The sequence below is a fragment of the Arthrobacter sp. ok362 genome (assembly GCF_900102785.1).
In the GTDB taxonomy this organism is placed as follows: Bacteria; Actinomycetota; Actinomycetes; order Actinomycetales; family Micrococcaceae; genus Arthrobacter.
This window is the reverse complement of record NZ_FNGC01000001.1, coordinates 116012-136779: the sequence shown is the minus strand read 5'-3', so window position 1 is coordinate 136779 and position 20768 is coordinate 116012. Positions and strand designations below refer to the sequence as shown.

Here is a 20768-nt window from a genome sequence, read left to right as displayed (position 1 = left end):
GGTGTCACGTGAACCTCATCTTCGAGTGGCGGTCGTTGAACCCGTACGGCCAGGATCGATCCGTCGCGGTGATTAGTCTGATACTGATCATAGTCGGGGCAGGCGCGCAAGGTCATGGGATGACCAGTGCGTGACGCACTTCACCTCGGGGCGGCCTCTGCGGCGCGAATGTGAGATCGGCCCGGACATGCGCGACTATAGAGGGGTGAGTGAATTGCAGGACACCTCCCCCGCCGCCCCCGGCTCTCCGGCTGGCAGCTCCCCCGCGGCAGGCCCGGACCCTTCCGGACAGCCACCGGTGAAGCCCGTCATCGCCGCCGCTGCGGCCAAGCGCGCCAATGCCTCTGTCATGGGCATGATCATCGCCCTGGTGGTGAGCATCGCCGCGTTCCTGCCGATCGTCCTCATGAACCCCGCTCCCAAGACCGACGGGTACCGGCCCAACATCAACGTCAGCGCCACCGCGCAGAACGCGGCGGGTGTGGCGGGATTCACACCCGTGGCGGCCGATACCGGCGACACATTTCGCGCCAACTACGCCCGCTGGGAGTCCGGCGCCGGCAGCGGCGTTCCTGCCTGGGAAGTCGGCTACCTGACGCCGAAGGAATCCTTCATCGCCCTCGTGCAGACCCGCAAGGCCAACCCCACCTGGCTCCTGCAGCAGACCAAGAACGCGCCCGTGACCGGCACCCGGAACGCTGGCGGCCGGGACTGGGAACTGCGGGACAGCGGCAAGGGCGAGAAATCCATGGTGCTGGCCGAACGCGGCACCACCGTGATCCTGTCCGGATCCGCGACGCTGGAGGAGTTCTCCACCCTGGCCGCCGCAGTGGTGAAATCGCTTGAAGCCAACCCTCCCGCCGGGGCACGGTCCAGCGCGCCGACGACCACACCGGGCGCAACAGTTTCTCCAACGGCTGCAGCGACGAAGTAAAGTCGGGGGGTGGCCACTTATCTCACCCCTGCACTTGCCTGGCGGCGTCTCCGCGAAGGCAACCAGCGTTTTGTCTCCGGCGCGTCCTCGCACCCCAACCAGGATGCATCGCGGCGCTCATCGCTTGTCGAGAACCAGCACCCCTTCGCCGTGATCTTCGGCTGCTCCGACTCCCGCCTCGCCGCCGAGATCATCTTCGACCTCGGCTTGGGCGACGCGTTCGTTGTCCGGACCGCGGGACAGGTCATTGACGACGCCGTGCTCGGCTCCCTGGAATACAGCGTCAGCGTCCTCGGCGTGCCGCTGATCGTGGTTTTGGGGCACGACCGTTGCGGCGCGGTCACGGCGACCAAGACTGCTGTGGAGACCGGCCAGATGCCGGTCGGTTTCATGCGCAGCCTGGTCGAACGCATCACCCCGTCCGTGCTGACCTCCCTCCGTAACAATCAGAACGAAATCAACGACATGGTGGTCGAGAACGTCAAGCAGACCTCGCAGCGCCTCGTGGACAGCTCCCGTGTGATTTCGGACGCCGTGGAAGGCGGGCGCGCCGCCGTGATCGGCCTCGCGTACAGCCTGGCCGACGGCAAGGCCGACCTCGTGTCCGGAATCGGCGAGCTCTAGGCTCAACTCTCCACCCCTGGGTTCCCCGCCGCGGCAGCCACGGCGGCGGCCGTTCACGGTTTTCGATGGGACCCCCACTCCCAATAAGCTAGGCCCATGACTTCCACAGATGAGTTGAACACCGAAGAGTTCCGCATTGAACACGACACGATGGGCGAAGTCCGCGTTCCCGTGAACGCCCTGTACCGCGCACAGACGCAGCGGGCAGTCGAGAACTTCCCGATCTCCGGCAAGACCCTCGAGCGCGCCCACATCGAAGCCCTGGCACGGGTGAAGAAGGCTGCCGCCCAGGCGAACGCCGAACTGGGGGTGCTCGATGGCGAGCTCGCCCAGGCGATCGCCGACGCCGCCGACCAGGTTGCGGCCGGCAAGTACGATGGCGACTTCCCGATTGACGTCTTCCAGACCGGTTCCGGCACGTCCTCGAACATGAACACCAACGAGGTCATCGCCGAGCTCGCCTCGCGGGCTCTGAAGTCGGCCGGGAGCGACAAAGTTGTCCACCCAAACGACCACGTCAACGCCTCACAGTCCTCCAACGACGTCTTCCCGACCTCCGTGCACGTCGCCGCCACGTCCGCGCTGATCAATGACCTGATCCCGGCCCTTGGCTACCTGGCAGAGTCGCTGGAGCGCAAGGCGGCAGAATTCAAGGACGTCGTGAAGTCCGGCCGCACGCACCTCATGGACGCCACCCCCGTCACCCTGGGCCAGGAGTTCGGCGGATACGCCGCCCAGGTCCGCTACGGCATTGAGCGCATCAACGCCTCCCTCCCCCGCGTCGCAGAGGTCCCGCTGGGCGGAACCGCCGTGGGCACCGGCATCAACACGCCGGCCGGCTTCCCGGAGCGCGTGATCGAACTGCTGGCGGCCGACACCGGGCTGCCCCTGACGGAGGCCCGCGACCACTTCGAGGCCCAGGCGAACCGGGACGGCCTCATCGAGGCGTCGAGCCAGCTGCGCAATATTGCGATCTCCTTCATGAAGATCAACAACGACCTTCGCTGGATGGGCTCCGGCCCCAACACCGGCCTCGGCGAAATCGCGATCCCGGACCTGCAGCCGGGCTCCTCGATCATGCCCGGCAAGGTCAACCCGGTCATCTGCGAAGCCTCCATCATGGTCTGCGCCCAGGTGATCGGCAACGACACCGCGATCGCGTGGTCCGGCACCAACGGCGCCTTCGAACTCAACGTCGGCATCCCGGTCATGGCCGCCAACCTCCTTGAATCCGTGCGCCTGCTGGCCAACACCAGCCGCGTCATGGCCGACAAGATGATCGACGGCATCACCGCCAACGTGGAGCGCGCCCGATTCCTCGCCGAGGCCTCGCCGTCGATCGTGACCCCGCTGAACAAGTTCATCGGCTACGAGAACGCCGCCAAGATCGCCAAGAAGGCCGTGGCCGAGGGCCTGACCATCCGCGAAACCGTCGTCTCCATGGGCTTCCTCGAGCGCGGCGAATTGACCGAGGAGCAGCTGGACACCGCCCTGGACGTCATGTCCATGACGCGTCCGCCGCACAAGGCCTAGCGACTGCGGGCGGCGACGCCGTCCCCCAAAGAACATCCGCCGCCGGCCGGCACCTTTCCTGGAAGGGTGCCGGCCGGCGGCATGTCTGCACCCTAGACCCGGGGCGGTTCCCCGCCGGCAGCCTCCCGCTCCTCCGCCGTGTAGGCCGCCGCCGCGGCGGCGTCCGCCATGCTGGCACCGCCGATCCGCGCCTCCCGCAAGCGCCGCGTCTTGGCGGACTGGACCGAAAAGGCAGCATCGACGTTCCCGGCGGCATAGGTCAGGGCGTCTTCGGCCCGGATGCCCAGGCTGCCCGCCGTCAGCACGGCGTCCTGGTTGGCGCCCAAATACGTGAATTGCCAGCCCCACTGGCTCTGCTGCCGCTGGACCAGGGCCTTGACCAAATCACCCGTGGCCTCGCGCGAGGAGTTCTCGTGCCCGTCCGTCAGCACAGCCACAAGCACGGTGCCGGGGCGCTGGTCCTCCGGAAGGGCCGCGAGTTCCGCACCTGCCTCCCCGATCAGCCGCACCATGGCGTCGTGGAGGGCGGTGCTGCCCCGCGGCTGCAGGTCCAGGGCCGGCACGTCCTGGATGTCCACCGAAGCGTAAACGCGCTCGTAGGTGTCATCGAACTGCGCCAGCGACAGCCGGCACCGGCCCGCCACTGCCTGCTGTTCGCGGACGAACGCCGCGAACCCGCCCACGGTGTCATCGGCGATGGCGCTCATCGAGCCGGAACGGTCCAGGAGGACGTACACGTGTGTCAGGGCTGAATCTGTCATGCTTCCCCATTTCCGGCCCGGACGGGGCTTGTGCCTCGTCGTGGGCCACCTGTTGCCAGCAGAAAAGCTGGACAGAAGCAGGCTACGGCCGGGCAGCGACAATATTGACCGCAACAGCGCCGCGGTATCTTTTGCACTATTTGTTATTAAGTGCAAAAATACACTCCATGGGAAACAGTGCAATTAATGCCGGCGGCCTCCGCGAGCGCAAGCGGGCCGCAACGCGGGCGACCATCACCGCCGTCGCGCGTTCCCTGACCGCCGAACGGGGCCTCAGCGGCTACACCGTGGAGGAAGTCTGCGAGCGGGCGGGCATCTCCCGCCGGACCTTCTTCAACTACTTCCCGGCCAAAGAAGACGCGATCCTCGGCCACGTCGACGACGACTTTCCGGAAGAGGTGGTGGCCCGGTTCATGGCAGGCGGCGCGGACTCGCCCCCCGGCGAAATATCGGCCTCACTCCTGTCCGACCTCGTGCGGCTGTCCCTCGATCTGTCCGAACGGATGAGCGGCTCCGAGGAAGAAACCCGCCAGCTGATCGGGGTAATCAAGAAGGAACCCCAGCTGATGCTCCGGATCATCGGCGCCACTGAGGAACGCGAGGCCGAGTTCGCCCGGCTGCTCGCGGCCAGGGAAGGCGTCGCTGCCGACCACCCCGTGGTCCGCATGGCCGTTGTCCTCCTAGGAAACGTCGCCAGGAAAACCAGCGCCGACTACTTCTCCGAAGGCAATACCCGCCCGTACAAGGACATGTTGCTGGACAACATAACCGCCGCCCGCACGCTCTTCTCCTTGCCGTTCACCATGTCCCACTTCGACACCGTCCACTCCGACACCGTCCAGTCCAAGTCCAACCCTTCCGAAGGAGCGCAATGAGCGCCGCCGTCAGCACCAAGCCAGCAGCCGAGCCGCTGCTGCTGACCCAGAAACGCATCTGGATCATCTTCTCCGCCCTCATCGCGGGCATGCTGCTCTCCAGCCTTGACCAGACCATCGTGTCCACCGCCATGCCCACAATCGTCGGCAAACTCGGCGGCGTGGAGCACCAGGCCTGGATCACCACCGCCTACCTGCTGGCCACCACCATCGTCATGCCGATCTACGGAAAGTTCGGCGACATCCTGGGGCGACGGAACCTGTTTCTCATCGCCATCGGGCTCTTCACCCTCGCCTCCGTCGGCTGCGCCCTCGCCACTGACTTCTGGGGCTTCGTGATCTTCCGCGCCATCCAGGGCCTGGGCGGCGGCGGTCTGATGATCCTGTCCCAGGCCATCATCGCCGACATTGTTCCGGCGAAGGAGCGCGGAAAGTACATGGGCCCGCTGGGTGCCATCTTCGGCCTCTCCGCCGTCGCCGGACCCCTGCTGGGCGGTTTCTTCGTGGACCACCTGACCTGGGAATGGGCCTTCTACATCAACATCCCGATCGGCATCGCCGCGTTCACCATTGCCTGGTTCACCCTGACGCTGCCGAACAAGAAGGCCGAGAAGCGGATCGACATCCTGGGCGTGCTGCTGCTCTCCGCCGCCACCACGTGCCTGATCTTCTTCACCGACTTCGGCGGCAAGAAACACGAGGGCTGGGATTCGCCGCTGACGTGGTCCTTCGGCGCCGGCCTGGTGCTCGCCGCCACCGCCTTCGTCCTGGTGGAGCGCCGGGCCGAGGACCCCATCATTCCGCTAAGCCTGTTCAAGAACCGCATCTTCGTGAACTCCACCGCCATCGGCTTCACCCTGGGCCTGGGAATGTTCGCGGCAATCGCCTTCGTCCCGATCTTCCTGCAGATGTCCTCCGGGACCTCGGCCGCGGAATCCGGCCTGCTGATGCTGCCGATGATGGTAGGGCTCATGGGCATGGCCATCTTCTCCGGCATCCGCATCTCCAAGACCGGCAAGTACAAGCTGTTCCCGGTGCTCGGGGCCACCCTGACCATCGCGGCAATGCTGTGGCTGACCACGCTCACGGCCGCCACCCCCATCTGGGTCATCTGCGTGCAGCTGTTCATCTTCGGCGCCGGCCTGGGCTCGATCATGCAGGTGATCGTCCTGGTGGTGCAGAACTCCGTGCCGGCAGACCAGATCGGCACGGCGACCAGCACCAACAACTACTTCCGTGAGGTCGGCGCGTCCCTCGGCGTCGCGGTATTCGGCTCCATCTTCACCACCCGGCTCTCCGAGTCACTGACGAACGCCTTCACCGGCGCGGGGGCGTCCGCCGAGCAGGCGTCGCAGTCCACCCGGACGATGGACCCGCAAATGCTCAGCCAGCTCCCGGCACAGCTCAAGGACGCGATCGTCAACGCCTACGCGGACTCGCTCGCCCCCGTCTTCTGGTACTTGCTGCCGTTCCTGGGCATCGCCCTGATCCTGGCTCTGACCCTCAAGCAGATCCCGCTCTCGGACACCGCCGGCATGGTGGCCCGCGGAGAAGCAGTCGGCGGCGAGGAAGCCGAGCGGCTCGAGGCGGAACGGGCAGCAGCGGACCCGGCCCGCGGGACTTAGGCGCCGCCAGTGCCTGCCACTGACGGCCAGGGCGCCGCAATCTTTGGGGGTTGCGGCGCCCCTGCTGCGTGCCGGGCCGGTCAGCGCCGGCAGGCCGGGGCGGGATCAGCGCAGGTAGTGGACGTCGCCGGCGGGGTCAGTGGCCCGCCGGATCATCTCCAGATGCCCGGGCATGAGCTCCGGGACGTCCTCCGGGCGGAACCATCCGACGGCGAGGGATTCGTCGTCGTTGACTCTGGCCTCTCCTGAGACGAAACGGCAGCGGAACACCAGGGTCAGGAAATGGCACACGTCGCCATTGGGATAGCGGATCGGACCCACGGCATCCACCGAAACCAGCCGTTGCGCCGCGGCCACCACACCGGTCTCTTCGAGGATCTCCCGCAACAGGCCCGGGGCGGGGTCCTCGCCCGGTTCCAGGATCCCGGTGACCAGGCCCCATTGCCGGTTATCGGCGCGCTGGCCGAGCAGGACCTGGCCTGCGTCGTCGAACACCACTCCCGTGACGCCGGGCAGCCAGAGGGTCTCGTGGCCGATCTTCTCGCGCAGTTTCAGGATGAAATCCGGTGTGGCCATGCCGTGTCAGCCTAACCGGCCGGAATCAGGAGCATGGCGGCCGCCGTGCCGGCCAGCATGAACGGCCCGAAGGGAATGGCCGACTGCAGATTGCCGCGCCGCGCGGCGAGCAATCCGAGGCTCCACAGCCCGCCGAGGACAAACGCGGCAAAGGTCCCGGCCATGACGTGCCCCCAGCCCAGGAATCCCAGGTACATCCCCAGGACGCCCGCGAGCTTCACGTCGCCGAATCCCATACCCGGCGGATACACCGCATGCAGGAGGAAGTAGAAGAGCCACAGGGCCGCCCCACCGGCGAGGACACGCAGCCCCGGCACGCCGAACACCCCGGCGACCGCCGTGCCGGCAGCGCCCTGGCCGCCGGGGAGGAGCTGGCTGGCGGCCGCGCCCAGCAGGAGGACTCCGGCGATTGCATACGAAGGAAACACGATCCTGTCCGGAAGCAGGTGGTGCCGGACGTCGATGACCGTGAGCCGGACCGCCATCACGAAGAAATAGGCGCACGCGGCCAGGGCAAGCCAGAAGGCCAGCGGGTTGGCGGCGCCCAGGGTGCCGAGTCGTTCGATCACTCTCGGATGCTACTGGATATTCGTCCGGCCCGGCGGTCCCCGCGCGTAAACTGTGGATATGGCCGCATGGGACAGCACGAACCGGCGTGGGCCGGTCGCGCCACGCGGTCCGGCGGACCAGGCCGCGGCCTTCCGGAACCTGTGCCGGTCCTCGCCCTGGAAGTGGCAGTCGCTGAGGTTTGAGTACCTGGACCGGCCGCTCACGGTTTCCGCGGGTTCCCCGACGGCCGCCGCCTCCCCCGACGACCTCGTCAGAGGCTGGCTGCGCAGGCCCGGGGCGTTGCGGCTGGAGACGGTCGGCGGACTCGTGATCGGCAGCACCACCGGCATCAATGATTCGCGCGGCGACTTGTATATCAGTTCCACGAGGAAGACCTGGCTCCTGCCGCCGCATCTGGTCACCCCGGTGTACGACGACGACGGGCTGGTGCGCCGTCGCCCGGAGGCAGCCTACGGCGAGCCGTCGTTTGGAAACGGCCGGTTCGCCGCCGTCCTTGACCCGGTGGAGCTCGCCGGGAATGCCCCGGTCCCGCTGGAGTTCCCCAACTCCAACGCCGTGGAGCTTGGCCCCATCACGGAAGTTGACCATGAGGGCCGGCCGGCCCTGGAAACCACGGTCAGCCCGAACCTCTCGTACCGTCCCGCCGACCCCGGAGCCCCGCTCTGCCGGCCCGGACGCACGCTGCTGAGGATTGACGCCGGCACGGGCGTCTGCGTTGTCAGCCGCTGGCTGGACGCACCCGGGGCTGGCAATGAGCAGAACGGCTACGGCCACTGGCTGAGGATCCTGGGCGTCGACGAATACATGCTCGATGACCTGTTCCTCGCCGAATCGATGAACCTCACAGACGTCCGGCGCCACATCAGCTGGGACGTTCCCGCAGAATAGCCGGTCTGTGACTGGCGTCCGCCGTCCGGCACCGTTAGGCTTCCCGGATGACCGACCCCGCCTCCTACTGGCCGCCTTTCGGGCTGACCCTGACCACGCCGCGCCTTGAGCTGCGGCCCATCCGGGACGAGGACATTCCGGCCGCGGTCGACGCCGCCTCCAGCGGCATCCATGAGGCGGGCCGGAACCCCTTCAGCAGGCCCTGGGCCGAAGCCCCGCCCCACGAACTCGGGATCAACATGGCTCAGTGGTACTGGCGGTGCCGCGGCGGCATGACACAGCAGGACTGGACCCTCCTGCTGGGCATCTGGCACGAGGGCGCATTCATCGGCTGCCAGGATGTCGCGGCCAAGGACTTCGCCACCCTGAAAACGGTCACCACGGGCTCCTGGCTCCGCCAGAGCGTCCAGGGCCGCGGCCTTGGCAAGGAGATGCGGGCCGCCGTCGCCCTCTACGCCTTCGACTTCCTCGGCGCGGAAGTCGCAGAATCCGAAGCGGCCGCCTGGAACCAGCAGTCCCTCGGCGTCTCCCGTTCCCTCGGCTACGACCTGAACGGCGTCACCCGAGCCTCCTGGGGCGGCAAGACGCAGGAAGTCCAAAAGGTCCGCCTCACCCCCGCAACCTTCAAACGCCCCGACTGGAACCTCCAAGTAAAGGGCCACGAAGCCACCGCAAAATACCTGGGCATCCACCCGTAGCGACCCCCAAGCGGGCCCACGGCGTCCCGCCGTCGCTTAGACACCTCCCGTCGCTGCGCTGCGGTCGCTGGGCGACCTCCGCTTCGCTTTGGTCGGCGATGCGCTCCTTAGCGGGACACCACAGCCCCGCGAAGTTGAGGTGCTCGCCAGCCGGGACACGGTCTTTCGCAAGGTGGGACGCTCGCCAACCGGGACGCGGTCTTTCGCGAAGGAGCGCATCGCGGCGCATCGGACCCCGGAGGTCGCCCAGCGACCGCAGCGGGTACCATGCGTCGTAAGCAGCGTCCCGCGGGCCCCGAGGCGAGCTTGCGAGCCTTGGGCAGGGACCTCTGCGCTAAGCGACGGCGAAAGGCCGCGTTTCGAGAACCCAGCGACGGCGAAAGGCCGCGGTCCGCAAACCCAACCGCGACCCCTCGCAGAGTCGAGCGTCGCCTAGATTTCCGCCCCCTCCAGCAGCTCCGTCACCAGGGCCGCGATCGGCGAGCGCTCCGAACGGGTGAGGGTGACGTGGCCGAACAGCGGGTGTCCCTTGAGCGTCTCGACGACGGCGGCCACGCCGTCGTGCCGTCCGACCCGGAGGTTGTCGCGCTGGGCGACGTCGTGGGTCAGGACGATCTTCGAGTTCTGCCCGATCCGGCTCATCACTGTCAGGAGCACATTCTTCTCCAGGGACTGCGCCTCGTCGACGATCACGAACGCGTCGTGCAGCGAGCGTCCGCGGATGTGGGTCAGCGGCATGACCTCAAGCATGCCCCGGTCCATCACTTCCTCCACGACCTCCTGGCTGACCAGCGCGCCCAGGGTGTCAAAGACGGCCTGCGCCCAGGGGTTCATCTTTTCCGCTTCGGATCCGGGCAGGTAGCCCAGTTCCTGCCCGCCCACCGCGTACAGGGGCCGGAAGACGATCACCTTGCGGTGCTCCCGGCGCTCCAGGACGGCTTCGAGCCCGGCACACAGGGCCAGTGCGGACTTGCCCGTGCCGGCGCGGCCGCCGAGGGACACGATGCCGACCGACGGGTCCATCAGGAGGTCGATGGCCAGCCGCTGCTCTGCTGAGCGGCCGTGGAGTCCGAAGACGTCGCGGTCGCCCTTCACGAGCCGGACCTGCTTGTCCGGCCCCACCCGTCCGAGGGCCGAGCCGCGGCTGGAAAGCAGGACCAGCCCGGTGTTGGTCGGCATCTCGGCCGCGGCCGGGATAAAGACCGGCTCGTGCCCGTACAGGGTGGCAACCTCGTCCTCGCCCGCGTCGAGCTCCGCGACGCCGGTCCAGCCGGAGTCCTTGACGAGTTCATTGCGGTATTCGTCGGCCAGCAGCCCCATGGCGGAGGCTTTGACGCGCATCGGCAGGTCCTTGGACACCACCGTCACGTCGCGGCCCGCGTTGGAGAGGTTCTTGGCCACCGCGAGGATGCGGCTGTCGTTGTCCACCCCGCGGAAGCCGGCGGGCAGCACATCGGCGGAGATGTGGTTCAGCTCCACCATGAGCGTGCCGCCGTCCGGGCCAAGCGGGATGGGACGGTCCAGGCCGCCGTACTGGAGCCGCAGGTCATCGAGAAGCCGGAGGGCCTTGCGCGCGAAGTAACCCAGTTCAGGGTCGTGGCGCTTTCCTTCGAGCTCGGTGATGACGACGATCGGCAGGATGACCTCGTGCTCGGCGAAGCGCAGGAGGGCCCGCGGATCGGAGAGCAGCACGGAGGTATCGATCACGAAACTGCGGGCCGTGCCCCGGTTCCCTGTTCCTTCCCCGGAAACAGCAAGACCGGCCGCGGCGGAATCCGCTGCACCGGTCTTTGAGGTGGCTCGCTTGGCGCGAGAGGTAGCTTTCTGTCCCTGGTCGGAAATGACGTCGGGCAGTTGCTCAGAATTAGCCACATCGACTCCAGCCCCGGGGCTATGCCCGGATTTGTTATTGGTGAGGCGGCTCGGCCTGGAGGCCGGACGCGGCCTCCCATACACCCGGTGCGAAAATCCGCTCCATGTACTGGCCTCCCCGATCGGCCGGCGAATTGCTGCCGATGGGATAAAGGTAAGTCTCCGGGGGCGGGTTTGTCTGTCTATTTGCTCGGCGATTCTTGTTGCCGTCGCGTGAAATCCTTGTGAACGGCTCAGGCGCCGAAGCGGCGCTGCCTGCCGGCGTAATCGCGCAGGGCGCGCAGGAAGTCGACCTTGCGGAACGCCGGCCACAAGGCCTCGCAGAAGTAGAACTCACTGTACGCGCTTTGCCACATGAGGAACCCGGACAACCGCTGCTCCCCGGAGGTCCGGATCACCAGGTCCGGGTCCGGCTGGCCCCGGGTGTAGAGGAACCGCGAGATGTCATCCACGGTGAGGTCATCGGCCAGTTTTCCGATGTCCGCCCCCCGGGCGACGGCGTCGTGCAGGAGTTCCCGTACGGCGTCGACAATCTCCCGCCGTCCGCCGTAGCCGACGGCGACATTGACGTGCAGCCTTTCGTGCGCGGGCGTGCGGGCCGTAAGGTTGTTCAGCCGCTCGGCGAGGTAGTCCGGCAGCAGTTCGGGGGCGCCCATGGCGTGCACCGAGATGTTGGCGTCCTCATCCAGCCGGTCCAGGGTGTTGGCGATGATACCCATCAGGAGGTCGAGTTCCTCGCCCGAGCGGTTCATGTTGTCCGTGGAAAGCATGTACAAGGTGACCACCTTGATGCCCAGCTCCTGGCACCAGCCGAGGAATTCGTGGATCTTGTCCGCACCGGCCTGGTGTCCCTGGCTTGTGGGGGCGTTGAACTGGCGGGCCCAGCGCCGGTTCCCGTCAACCATGACGCCGACGTGCCGGGGGATCCGTTCCGGGTCGAGGGAGCGCTGCAGCTTGCGCTCGTAAAAGCCGTAGAGGAGCCCGGGCATTTCCATCCGGAGGTTCACCTGGCTTCCTTGAGGTACTTGTTCAGTGCACATCCTAGGCTACCTGCCGGAGGGCCTTGCCGGCTGCAGGTCCGCCACCGAACAGCACCAGGACGCTTGTTACTCATCGGTAACTTACTAGGGTGTAGGTTATTATTGCGGGATGGAGAGCAACAGTCTTGAGCCCCGGCCGGAGCCTCCGGCGAAGCGGGGAACCCCGGTGGACGACGCCGCGGTGAGGCTTGCCGAACTGCTGATGATCAAGCCCAAATGGCGAGGCTGGATCCACACCGTGACCGCCCCGCTGGCGCTGGCCGCGGGGCTGGTGCTGGTGATCCTGGCCCCGCCGGACCTGAAGGTCGCCTGCGCCGTCTATGCCGTCACCGGGGTCCTGCTGTTCGGCGTCAGCGCCGTCTATCACCGCGGGAACTGGTCACCGCGCGTCAAGATCGTCTTGAAGCGGCTGGACCACACGAACATCATGCTGGTGATCGCCGGAAGCTACACGCCGCTCGCCTGGGCCCTGCTGGACCGGCAGCAGGCCGAAGTGCTGCTGTGGGTCATCTGGTCCGGGGCCATCCTCGGCGTGCTGTTCCGTCTGCTGTGGACCGACGCCCCGCGGTGGCTCTACGTGCCGATCTACATCGCCCTGGGCTGCGGGTCGCTGTTCTACCTTCCGGACTTCTTCGCCGCCAATGTTGCCTCGGCGGTGCTGATCTGCGTGGGCGGCGTCCTGTACATCACCGGGGCCGTCTTCTATGCGCTGAAGAAGCCGAACATCAGTTACAAGCACTTCGGCTTCCACGAACTGTTCCATGCCCTGACGGTCTTTGCCTTCGCCGCGCACTACATCGCCATTGCCATCGCGGTCCTGAGCTGACCGCTTCGGGCAAAGCCCAGGCTCACCGCGGCTCCCCCGGCCCGAACCGGCTGCCTGCCTGCGGCGGCCCTGGGCTCAGCCGGGCAAAGGGCCGACGCTCACCGAAGCCGCAAGGCCCCCGACCACCGCTACTCCCCCGGCCCGGACTGCCTGCCAGGCAGCCCGCGCAGATTCTCCCCACCTTTGGGACAGCGACGCCGGGCCTCACCGGCGGTTCGGCCCGACACGCCGCGCGCCGACGTCAAAGGTGGGGAAATTCAGGCGTTGAGGGCCCGGGCCCAAGCGGGCTGTGTTTTCTCCGGCCGTTTCGCCCCGCCCATTCTTCCCACCTTTGAGACAGCGACGTCGGGCCTCACCGGCGGTTCTTCCCGACACGCCGGGCGCCGACTTCCAAGGTGGGGAATTTCCGACGTCGGAGCCCTCGGCTTAAACGGGCCGCCCTGCCGCGATGAGCTCGGGGAGCCGGCGCATGTCTGAAAAGACAGTGGTCCCGGGACCGGCCAGGCGCGCGGCCGGGGTGACATCCCCGGCATACGCGAAGACATGCATTCCGGCCGCCCGGGCGGCCCGGACGCCGTAGGCGCTGTCCTCGACCACGGCGCACCGCCCGGGCGCGGTGTTGAGGCTTGCGGCGGCGTGGAGGAACAGGTCAGGCGCCGGTTTGCCGTTAGCGACCTCCGTAGCGCTGTAGATGCGGCCCTGGAAGCGGGGCAACAGCCCGGTCTTGCCCAGGGTCCGGTGCATCTTTTCGTGGCTGCCGCTGGAGGCGACACAGTGGGGCAGGGACAGCCGGCCCAGGGCCTCCTCGATGCCGTCGACCGCTTCGAGGTCGCGGTCAAACGCCTCCTGGTACCAGCGCCCGTAGTCCCGGTCCCAGCCGTCGGCGAGCCGAACACCGAGCTGTTGTTCGACGGCGGCGACAAAGTGCGCCTCGGACTTTCCGACGAACCGTTCCACGATTTCATCGAGTTCCAGTTCCCAGCCGAGATCTGCCAGCACGCGCTGGTCCACCCGAATGGAGATCACCTCGGAATCAACCAGCACACCGTCGCAATCGAACACCACCAGCTCAAAGCCGCCCTGACCAGTCATGAGGCCATCCTAGCCAGCCGCTCCCGTATCCCTTCGACGGAACCCGTGGGAAGGTCACAGACCATGCCGCGGCACAGGAACACCTGCGGGGCGCCGTCCGGGCCCGCGCCGCGGCCCCGCAGCAGCGGCACTGGCCGGGCGGCGGCATCGTCCTGGACCGCGACCACCAGCCCGGGGCTGGCCGAAAGCAGCAGCTCACGGTGCAGGGCGGCCCGTTCCGGCGTGTCCGGCCCGGCGACGGCGGCCTCGATCGGACCGGCGAGGGCGGCCTGGGCGGTCGCGAGCAGCCAGCCAGCCGCTCGGGGGGCCCGGACCGCGAGCGGGGGCACCAGCAGGGCGAGGATGTTGGCCGCCAGCGCGCGGTGTTCGGAAGAGCCGGACAGGCCCGAGTGGGTCACCAGGGCACCGGCCAGCGCGGCGGCGCCGCTGGGGGTGGCACTGTCGAACAGTTCCAGACCGTCCCGGCCGCCCTGGGCGGCCGTGACCTGCACCGATTCCCCCGCCGTGTCCCTCAGGCTGCCGTCGGCTGCGAACCGCCCGCAGGCGGCGTCCAGAATGGCCTCGGCGAGCTCGTACCAGCGGGTGTGCCCGGTGATCCCGTGGAGCGCGAACATCCCCTCGGCGCAAAAGGCATAGTCCTCCAGCAAGCCGCCAATTCCGCGCACCACTCCGTCGTGGGAGACGCGCATGAGCCGGCCGGGGCCATCTGCCGGCCGCCAGTGCACGCGCTCAAGGTAGGCCGCGATCCGTTCCGCGGCAGCCACGAGCTCAGGACGCGCCAGGACGGCACCGGCGTCGGCGAGGGCCGCGACGGCCAGCCCGTTCCAGCCGGCCACCACCTTGTCATCCCGGCCGGGCTGGGGCCGTCCGTTGCGCGCCTGCGCCAGCAGCGGGCGCACCCGCTGCCACAGCGCAGCGTCCCCGCCGGTTATCTCCCGGCCCGGATGCAGCGGCGAACCGTCGGCGCCCACGCTGCCTGGCGTTCGGACGTTCATGAGGACCGCCACGGCGGCGCCGTCGCCCGGGCCCAGGAGTGACTCGAGCTCCTCGGGAGTCCACAGGTAGCTGGCCCCTTCGGCGTGCACGCCGTCGACGACCGTATCGGCGTCCAGCGACGACGCCAGTGCCACAACGCCTGTGTCCGGGCCGGTCGCAGGGCGTGTTGCAGGATCAGGCGCCAGCCCGAGGCGGGCCAGGAGCCAGTCGGCGGTGTGCCCGGCGATCCCTGCGGCCTCGGCCGCCGGATACTCGGGCGTGCCGCCCAGCCGGACCCAGTGGGCGTAGACGCGCAGCAGCTGGGCGTTGTCGTAGAGCATTTTCTCGAAATGCGGAACGGACCAGTCACGGGTCACCGAATAGCGGGCGAAGCCGCCGTCGAGCTGGTCGAACAACGCCGAGCGGGACATTGCCGCGAGGGTCCGCGCGGCCATGTCACGGGCCGCGGCGGCGGTGTCAGAGCCGGCGGTGTCGGCGGCCGCGGCCGGGACGGCGGCGTGCCGGATCAGGAATTCGAGCACGGCCGCGGGCGGGAACTTCGGCGCGCCACCGAAGCCGCCGTGAGCCTCGTCCTCGGAGCTGGACAGGGCGGCAACGGCTTCGCCAAGGAGCGAGGCGTCCAGGGGCTCGGGCGGCCCGTCGAGGCGCAGGGCGGCGGCTGGCTGGGACGCGGCGATGCCGCGCGCCAGGGTGGCTGCGTTGGCCTCGACGGCGCCGCGGCGTTCCGTCCAGGCCTCGCTCACGGCTTCAAGGACCTGCCGGAAGGACGGACGGCCCGGCATGGGCCGGGGCGGGAAGTAGGTGCCGGCATGGAAGGCCCGGCCGTCGGGCAGCAGGAAGACGGACATCGGCCAGCCGCCCTCGCCGCTGATCGCCTGCGTGGCGGCCATGTAGACGGCGTCGACGTCGGGGCGCTCTTCGCGGTCCACCTTGATGGAGACAAAGTGGGCGTTCAGGTAGTCGGCGGTGTCCTGGTCCTCGAAGGACTCATGGGCCATGACGTGGCACCAGTGGCAGGCCGCATAGCCGATGGAAAGGAACACCGGCACGTCCAGGGCGGTCGCAGCAGCGAAGGCCGCGTCACCGAACGGCTGCCAGTGCACGGGGTTCCCGGCGTGCTGGCGCAGGTACGCAGAGGGTTCCGCCGCCAGGGCATTAGAGGCCCCGGAGAGCGGGTTGAGGGAACCGCCGTCAGCGGTTTCCGGGTCCCGCATCGCCGTTGGCTTCCGGCCGGGAAAGCCCCCTGTCGGCGGGCAATGCCGTGCCGTCAGCGCGGAAGGCAGCGCCGTCAGCGGGGAAAACGCCGCCCGGGGCCCCTGCTTCCTCGGATGCTTCCTCGGCGGCCGCACGCTCGGCCTCCACCTGGGCGCGGTAGCGGACCCGGCGGATACGCCGCACCATGTCCACGATCAGCAGCGCGGTCAGCACCACGATGAAGGCGGTCAGCAGGAAGCCCAGCAGACCCGGGCTGACCTGGTCCTCGGACAGGCCCGGGCGCAGCGACGGCGTGGGGGTCGGCGCCGGGGTTGTTGCCAGGGCGATGAGCAAGGAGTGCACGGTAAAAACCTTCTGTGGAAACTGGTGTCTTTTTCTACGGCGTCTTTTCTACGGTGTCTTTTCTACACCGGATAGAAGAGCCCTCTCCCGTCTATCTTAGCCCGGCAAACAGGTCCTTTTCGGGCGTTTCCACCGGGATCCGGGACTCGATCAGGGAGTAGTCCTCCCACGGCCAGGTCCTGCGCTGCATGGCCGCGGAGACCGCGAAGAAAAATCCTTCCGGGTCCACCTGGGTGCGGTGGGAGCGGAGCGCGTCGTCGCGGGCTTCAAAGAAGTCCCCGCATTCGATCTGGGTGGTGGTGGGGTGCGTCGGCGGCGGCGGGGTGTGCCCCTCAGCATCCGCTTCCAGCCAGGCGGCCAGGCGCTCGGCATACGGGGACTGCAGGCCGGCCGCCTCCAGCGCAGTGTGGAGGGCGCGGAAGCGGTCCGGGCTGAACGCGCGGTCGTAGTAGAGCTTGCTGGGCTCCCAGGGTTCCCCGATGCCCTGGTACCGGGCGGGATCGCCCGCGGCTGCGAAGGCCTCGACGGCAACCCGGTGCGCCATGATGTGGTCCGGGTGCGGGTAGCCGCCGTTCTCGTCGTAGCTGAGGATCACGTGGGGCTTGAAGTCCCGCACCAGCCGGACCAGCGGCGCGGCCGCCTTCTCCAGCGGCTGCAGGGCGAAGCACCCGGGCGGCAGGGCCGGCAAGGGGTCGCCCTCCGGCAGTCCGGAATCGACGAATCCGAGCCAGCGCTGCCGGATTCCGAGGACCTTCGCCGCAGCATCCATCTCGAGCCGGCGCGCCCCGGCCATGTCGCGTTTAGGGTGCGGCTGTCCCTCCATTGCGGGATTCTGGATGTCGCCGCGGGAGCCGTCGGTGCACGTGGCCACCAGGACGTCCACACCGGACGCGGCATACATCGCCATTGTGGCGGCACCCTTGCTGGATTCGTCGTCGGGATGAGCATGGACCGCCAGCAGGCGAAGCGGTGCTGACGGGCTGGGGGATGCTGTCATCGTGGGACGGCTCCTCTTTCTGCTGTTCTGCTCTGTTGGGGTGCGGCTCTGCTGGGGGGCGACTTGATCAGTACGGTCAGCCGCCGTGGAAACATCCCCGTCCGATCCACACTAAACTGGACTGGTGACTTCCGAGGATCAGCCTGCCGCGCCTACCAGCCTAGCCAATCGCTACGGCGGCCAAAAGCGCGCGCTGACCCGCAAGGTCAGACGCAACATCCTGATCGCCGCCCTCGCGGTGGGCATTGCCTTCCTGGCCTGGGTCTCGACGTCGGCAGCCACCAACAGTGTCAGCTTCAAGGATGTCGGCTACAGCACCCCCGACGCCACGTTGACGGAAATCGACTTCCAGGTCACCAAGGACCCCGCTGCGGATGCGAAATGCGCCGTGAAGGCCATGGACTCCAAGTTCGCGATTGTGGGCTGGAAGGTCGTGGACATCGGGCCGAACGCGGCCGACGCCGGCACGGACGGCGGCCGCACCACCGCCCACCGCATCCAATTGCACACGGAATCCCAAGCGGTCTCCGCCGTCGTGGACAGCTGCTGGATTCCCAACGCCGGACAATAATCGGACAATAGTCGCGGCACGCGTCGGGCTGCACTCAGACTGCAGCCGACCGAAGCCGCCTGTAACACGGTGTGATGCACGCCGCAGTGCTCTTTGGTTTATCCACAGCATTGACTACAATGGATCAATACCTTACCCCCGCTGAGCTGGTTACTGCGTCATAAAAGTGGCCACCGTGGCGGGGTCTTTGCTTGTATGACCACCCAAAGGAGAAGTCCGTGTCTACCACCAACAGCGCAACTGCGGCTTGGCTTACCCAGGAAGCTTTTGACCGCCTGAAGGCAGAGCTGGACAACCTTTCCGGCCCCGGCCGGGCAGAAATCGTCCAGAAGATCGAAGCTGCGCGCCAGGAGGGCGACCTCAAGGAGAACGGCGGCTACCACGCCGCCAAGGAGGAACAGGGCAAGATCGAGGCCCGCATCCGCCAGCTCACGGCCCTTCTGCGCGACGCCCACGTCGGCGAGGCACCGGCCGACGACGGCATCGTCGAGCCCGGCATGATCGTCGTTGCCAAGATTGCAGGCGACGAGGAAACATTCCTCCTCGGCTCCCGCGAGATCGCCGGCGACTCGGACCTGGATGTCTTCAGCGAGAAGTCCCCCCTCGGCGCGGCCATCGTCGGCCACAAGGAGGGCGACAAGCTCAGCTACACCGCCCCGAACGGCAAGGACATCACGGTGGAAATCATTTCCGCCAAGCCGTACGCCGGCTGACACAGCAATACGTTCTGTTCCGGGACGGAACACTTTCACGAGACAGCGACGCCGGCCTCCCCTTCGCGGGGGGGCCGGCGTCGTGTTTTCCGCTGTGTGGCGGGTCAGTTTGGCAGATAGGCCCGGGGGCGGTCTGGCCGGGCTCTCAGCGCCCCGCGGGCAGCGCCCCCGGGCGCCTGCTGCTCAGCAGCAGCGCCGCTGCGACGCCGCCGATCGCCCCGCCCAGGTGGGCCTGCCATGAGATGAAACTGGCCACCGTGGGCAGGACGCCGAACAGGATGCCGCCGTAGGCCATGAACAGCACCACGGACAGCACGATCTGCCACCAGTTCCGGTTGATGAAGCCGCGGACCAGGAGGAACGCGAAGAGCCCGAACACCAGCCCGGAGGCGCCGACCGTGACGCTGGCGCCGCCGATGAGCCAGACTACGAGCCCGGACGCCAGCCAGCTGGCGGCCAGGGCCGTGATGAACACCCGCCGCCCGGATAAGAACACGAGGAAGCCGAAGATAATCAGCGGGAGCGTGTTGGACATCAGGTGGGCCAGGCTGGAGTGCAGCAGTGGAAACGTCAGGATGTCCAGGATCCCGTCCAGGCTGCGCGGCCGCAGCCCGAAAGTGCGGTTCAGGGAGTGGAACAGGGCCGTGTTGAGGATCTCGATCAGGTAGAGCAGCACCACGAAGGAGCCGACCACCAGCAGTCCCCGGCGGGCCCGCACCGCGGTGCTCTCCCCCTCCCGCGGCTCCCCGCCCCCAAACGCGTCCGTCACCATGGCCCCTAGTGGACCACGATCGGCTGGAAACCCTCGGCGCGCAGCGCCGCGAGGACCTGGCCGCAGTGCTCGTGGCCCTTGGTTTCCAGGTTGACGGTGATGGAGACGTCGCCCATGCTGATGGACCCGCCCACCCGGGTGTGGTCCAGGCCCGTGACGTTGGCGTCGTTTTCGGCGATGATGCGGGCGATTGTGGCCAGCGAGCCCGGACGGTCGTCCAGCATCATCCGCACGGTCATGTACCGGCCGGCGGCGGAGAGGCCGCGCTGGATGACCTTGAGCATCAGCATGGGGTCGATGTTGCCGCCCGAGAGAACCACCGCAACGGTTCCTGGGTTTTCGATCTTGCCTTCCATGAGCGCCGCGACGCCGACGGCCCCGGCAGGTTCCACCACCATCTTGGCGCGCTCCAGCAGGAAGATCAGCGCCCGGGCCAGGGCGTCTTCGCTGACGGTGACGACGTCGTCAACGAGCTCGCGGATGATGCTGAACGGCAGCTGGCCCGGCCGGCCCACGGCGATGCCGTCCGCCATGGTGGAGACCTTCTTGAGCGGGACGAGGGCGTCCGCGGCCAGCGAGGGAGGGTAGGCGGCAGCGTTCTCGGCCTGGACGCCGATGATGCGGATCTCCCGGCCGAGTTCCTTGGCGCGGGCCTTCACGGCGACGGCGACGCCGGCGAGGAGTCCGCCGCCGCCGACGCCCATGAGGATGGTGTCGACGTCGGGGACCTGTTCGAGGATTTCCAGCCCCACCGTCCCCTGGCCGGCGACGACGTCGACGTCGTCGAAGGGGTGGACAAACACGGCGCCGCTTTCATCGGCGTAGCGCTTGGCTTCGGCCAGCGCCTCGTCCACGTTGTGGCCGTGCAGCACCACCTCGGCGCCGTGGCTGCGGGTGGCGGCGAGCTTGGGCAGAGCGACGCCGAGCGGCATGTAGATCCGGGCCTTGATGCCGAGGCTCTTGGCTGCGACAGCCACGCCCTGGGCGTGGTTTCCGGCGGAGGCCGCCACGACGCCGCGCTTCTTTTCGGCGTCGGAGAGCTTGGCCATCCGCACATAGGCCCCGCGGACCTTGAAGGAGCCGGCGCGCTGGAGGTTTTCGCATTTGAGGAACACCTCGCCGCCCACCGTGGCGCCAAGGGCCCGCGATGATTCCACAGGCGTCCGCGTAATAATCCCGTCGAGCAGCTTCTGCGCCTCCAGGACAGCGTCCAGCGTGACGGGCAGGCTCTCAAGGGTATTCACGAAC

The 20768-nt window shown here is 67.9% G+C and carries 21 protein-coding genes; 10 read left to right on the top strand and 11 right to left on the bottom strand.

All coding sequences use genetic code 11. The features are described 5' to 3' along the window. Positions 1-187: 187 nt before the first annotated feature. From BLQ10_RS00615 to BLQ10_RS00605, 3 genes are all read left to right on the top strand, one after another. Positions 188-934: a DUF4245 domain-containing protein gene (locus tag BLQ10_RS00615; RefSeq protein ID WP_175558426.1), complete on the top strand. Its 747-nt coding sequence runs from the start codon at positions 188-190 to the stop codon at positions 932-934. 9 nt (positions 935-943) lie between these two features. Continuing rightward, a complete protein-coding gene (locus BLQ10_RS00610) occupies positions 944-1558 on the top strand; it encodes a carbonic anhydrase (protein ID WP_091557116.1) in 615 nt (204 codons plus the stop codon). A 96-nt stretch (positions 1559-1654) separates the two neighbouring features. Continuing rightward, complete coding sequence (locus BLQ10_RS00605; protein WP_090576918.1) at positions 1655-3091, top strand: class II fumarate hydratase; 1437 nt, start codon at positions 1655-1657, stop codon at positions 3089-3091. A 92-nt stretch (positions 3092-3183) separates the two neighbouring features. Here the strand turns inward: BLQ10_RS00605 and BLQ10_RS00600 are convergent, their stop codons facing one another. After that, complete coding sequence (locus BLQ10_RS00600; protein ID WP_091557114.1) at positions 3184-3852, bottom strand: vWA domain-containing protein; 669 nt, start codon at positions 3850-3852, stop codon at positions 3184-3186. A 167-nt stretch (positions 3853-4019) separates the two neighbouring features. On the opposite strand from BLQ10_RS00600, the gene BLQ10_RS00595 reads away from it, so the two are divergent. Both BLQ10_RS00595 and BLQ10_RS00590 read left to right on the top strand, forming a co-directional pair. Next, positions 4020-4727 carry a TetR/AcrR family transcriptional regulator gene (locus BLQ10_RS00595; RefSeq protein WP_091557111.1) on the top strand — a complete coding sequence of 236 codons (708 nt, stop codon included), beginning with the start codon at positions 4020-4022 and terminating at the stop codon, positions 4725-4727. Next, positions 4724-6352 carry an MDR family MFS transporter gene (locus BLQ10_RS00590; RefSeq protein WP_091557110.1) on the top strand — a complete coding sequence of 543 codons (1629 nt, stop codon included), beginning with the start codon at positions 4724-4726 and terminating at the stop codon, positions 6350-6352. Before BLQ10_RS00595 ends, BLQ10_RS00590 begins: the two co-directional genes overlap by 4 nt. 105 nt (positions 6353-6457) lie before the next feature. Here the strand turns inward: BLQ10_RS00590 and BLQ10_RS00585 are convergent, their stop codons facing one another. Beyond that, positions 6458-6928, bottom strand: a complete 471-nt coding sequence (locus BLQ10_RS00585; protein WP_091557107.1) for an NUDIX hydrolase — start codon at positions 6926-6928, stop codon at positions 6458-6460. Between the two features lie 11 nt (positions 6929-6939). Further along, a complete protein-coding gene (locus BLQ10_RS00580) occupies positions 6940-7497 on the bottom strand; it encodes a prepilin peptidase (RefSeq protein ID WP_091557106.1) in 558 nt (185 codons plus the stop codon). Between the two features lie 58 nt (positions 7498-7555). On the opposite strand from BLQ10_RS00580, the gene BLQ10_RS00575 reads away from it, so the two are divergent. Together BLQ10_RS00575 and BLQ10_RS00570 are read left to right on the top strand one after the other, a co-directional pair. Further along, positions 7556-8386 carry a hypothetical protein gene (locus BLQ10_RS00575; RefSeq protein WP_091557103.1) on the top strand — a complete coding sequence of 277 codons (831 nt, stop codon included), beginning with the start codon at positions 7556-7558 and terminating at the stop codon, positions 8384-8386. A 47-nt stretch (positions 8387-8433) separates the two neighbouring features. Next, positions 8434-9084 (top strand): GNAT family N-acetyltransferase, encoded by a 651-nt coding sequence (locus BLQ10_RS00570; protein WP_091557100.1) that lies wholly within the window; start codon positions 8434-8436, stop codon positions 9082-9084. A gap of 432 nt (positions 9085-9516) precedes the next feature. Here BLQ10_RS00570 and BLQ10_RS00565 read toward each other — a convergent pair whose 3' ends face one another. Together BLQ10_RS00565 and BLQ10_RS00560 are read right to left on the bottom strand one after the other, a co-directional pair. After that, positions 9517-10956, bottom strand: coding sequence for a PhoH family protein (locus BLQ10_RS00565; RefSeq protein WP_091557097.1), 1440 nt, complete (start codon positions 10954-10956; stop codon positions 9517-9519). Between the two features lie 233 nt (positions 10957-11189). Then, positions 11190-11951, bottom strand: a complete 762-nt coding sequence (locus BLQ10_RS00560) for an isoprenyl transferase (RefSeq protein WP_090577127.1) — start codon at positions 11949-11951, stop codon at positions 11190-11192. 154 nt (positions 11952-12105) lie between these two features. Between BLQ10_RS00560 and BLQ10_RS00555 the strand changes: the two genes are divergently transcribed. Further along, complete coding sequence (locus tag BLQ10_RS00555; RefSeq protein WP_175558425.1) at positions 12106-12822, top strand: PAQR family membrane homeostasis protein TrhA; 717 nt, start codon at positions 12106-12108, stop codon at positions 12820-12822. A 426-nt stretch (positions 12823-13248) separates the two neighbouring features. Here the strand turns inward: BLQ10_RS00555 and BLQ10_RS00550 are convergent, their stop codons facing one another. From BLQ10_RS00550 to mca, 4 genes are all read right to left on the bottom strand, one after another. After that, a complete protein-coding gene (locus tag BLQ10_RS00550) occupies positions 13249-13914 on the bottom strand; it encodes an HAD family hydrolase (protein ID WP_091557094.1) in 666 nt (221 codons plus the stop codon). Then, positions 13911-16124, bottom strand: coding sequence for a thioredoxin domain-containing protein (locus BLQ10_RS00545; RefSeq protein ID WP_091557092.1), 2214 nt, complete (start codon positions 16122-16124; stop codon positions 13911-13913). Before BLQ10_RS00545 ends, BLQ10_RS00550 begins: the two co-directional genes overlap by 4 nt. Continuing rightward, positions 16102-16467 (bottom strand): hypothetical protein, encoded by a 366-nt coding sequence (locus BLQ10_RS00540; RefSeq protein WP_091557089.1) that lies wholly within the window; start codon positions 16465-16467, stop codon positions 16102-16104. The genes BLQ10_RS00545 and BLQ10_RS00540 overlap by 23 nt, the downstream gene beginning before the upstream one ends. A 91-nt stretch (positions 16468-16558) precedes the next feature. Continuing rightward, positions 16559-17464: a mycothiol conjugate amidase Mca gene (mca, locus tag BLQ10_RS00535; RefSeq protein WP_091557087.1), complete on the bottom strand. Its 906-nt coding sequence runs from the start codon at positions 17462-17464 to the stop codon at positions 16559-16561. Between the two features lie 124 nt (positions 17465-17588). On the opposite strand from mca, the gene BLQ10_RS00530 reads away from it, so the two are divergent. Continuing rightward, on the top strand, positions 17589-18035 hold the full coding sequence (locus BLQ10_RS00530; protein ID WP_091557085.1) for a DUF4307 domain-containing protein: 447 nt from the start codon (positions 17589-17591) through the stop codon (positions 18033-18035). A gap of 218 nt (positions 18036-18253) precedes the next feature. Next, positions 18254-18748 carry a transcription elongation factor GreA gene (gene greA, locus BLQ10_RS00525; protein WP_018774712.1) on the top strand — a complete coding sequence of 165 codons (495 nt, stop codon included), beginning with the start codon at positions 18254-18256 and terminating at the stop codon, positions 18746-18748. A gap of 145 nt (positions 18749-18893) precedes the next feature. Here the strand turns inward: greA and BLQ10_RS00520 are convergent, their stop codons facing one another. Then, a complete protein-coding gene (locus BLQ10_RS00520) occupies positions 18894-19520 on the bottom strand; it encodes a rhomboid family intramembrane serine protease (protein ID WP_091557083.1) in 627 nt (208 codons plus the stop codon). 5 nt (positions 19521-19525) lie between these two features. After that, the gene (gene ilvA, locus BLQ10_RS00515; protein ID WP_091557080.1) at positions 19526-20764 is read right to left on the bottom strand and encodes a threonine ammonia-lyase; all 1239 of its coding nucleotides are present in this window, start codon (positions 20762-20764) and stop codon (positions 19526-19528) included. Positions 20765-20768: the final 4 nt, after the last annotated feature.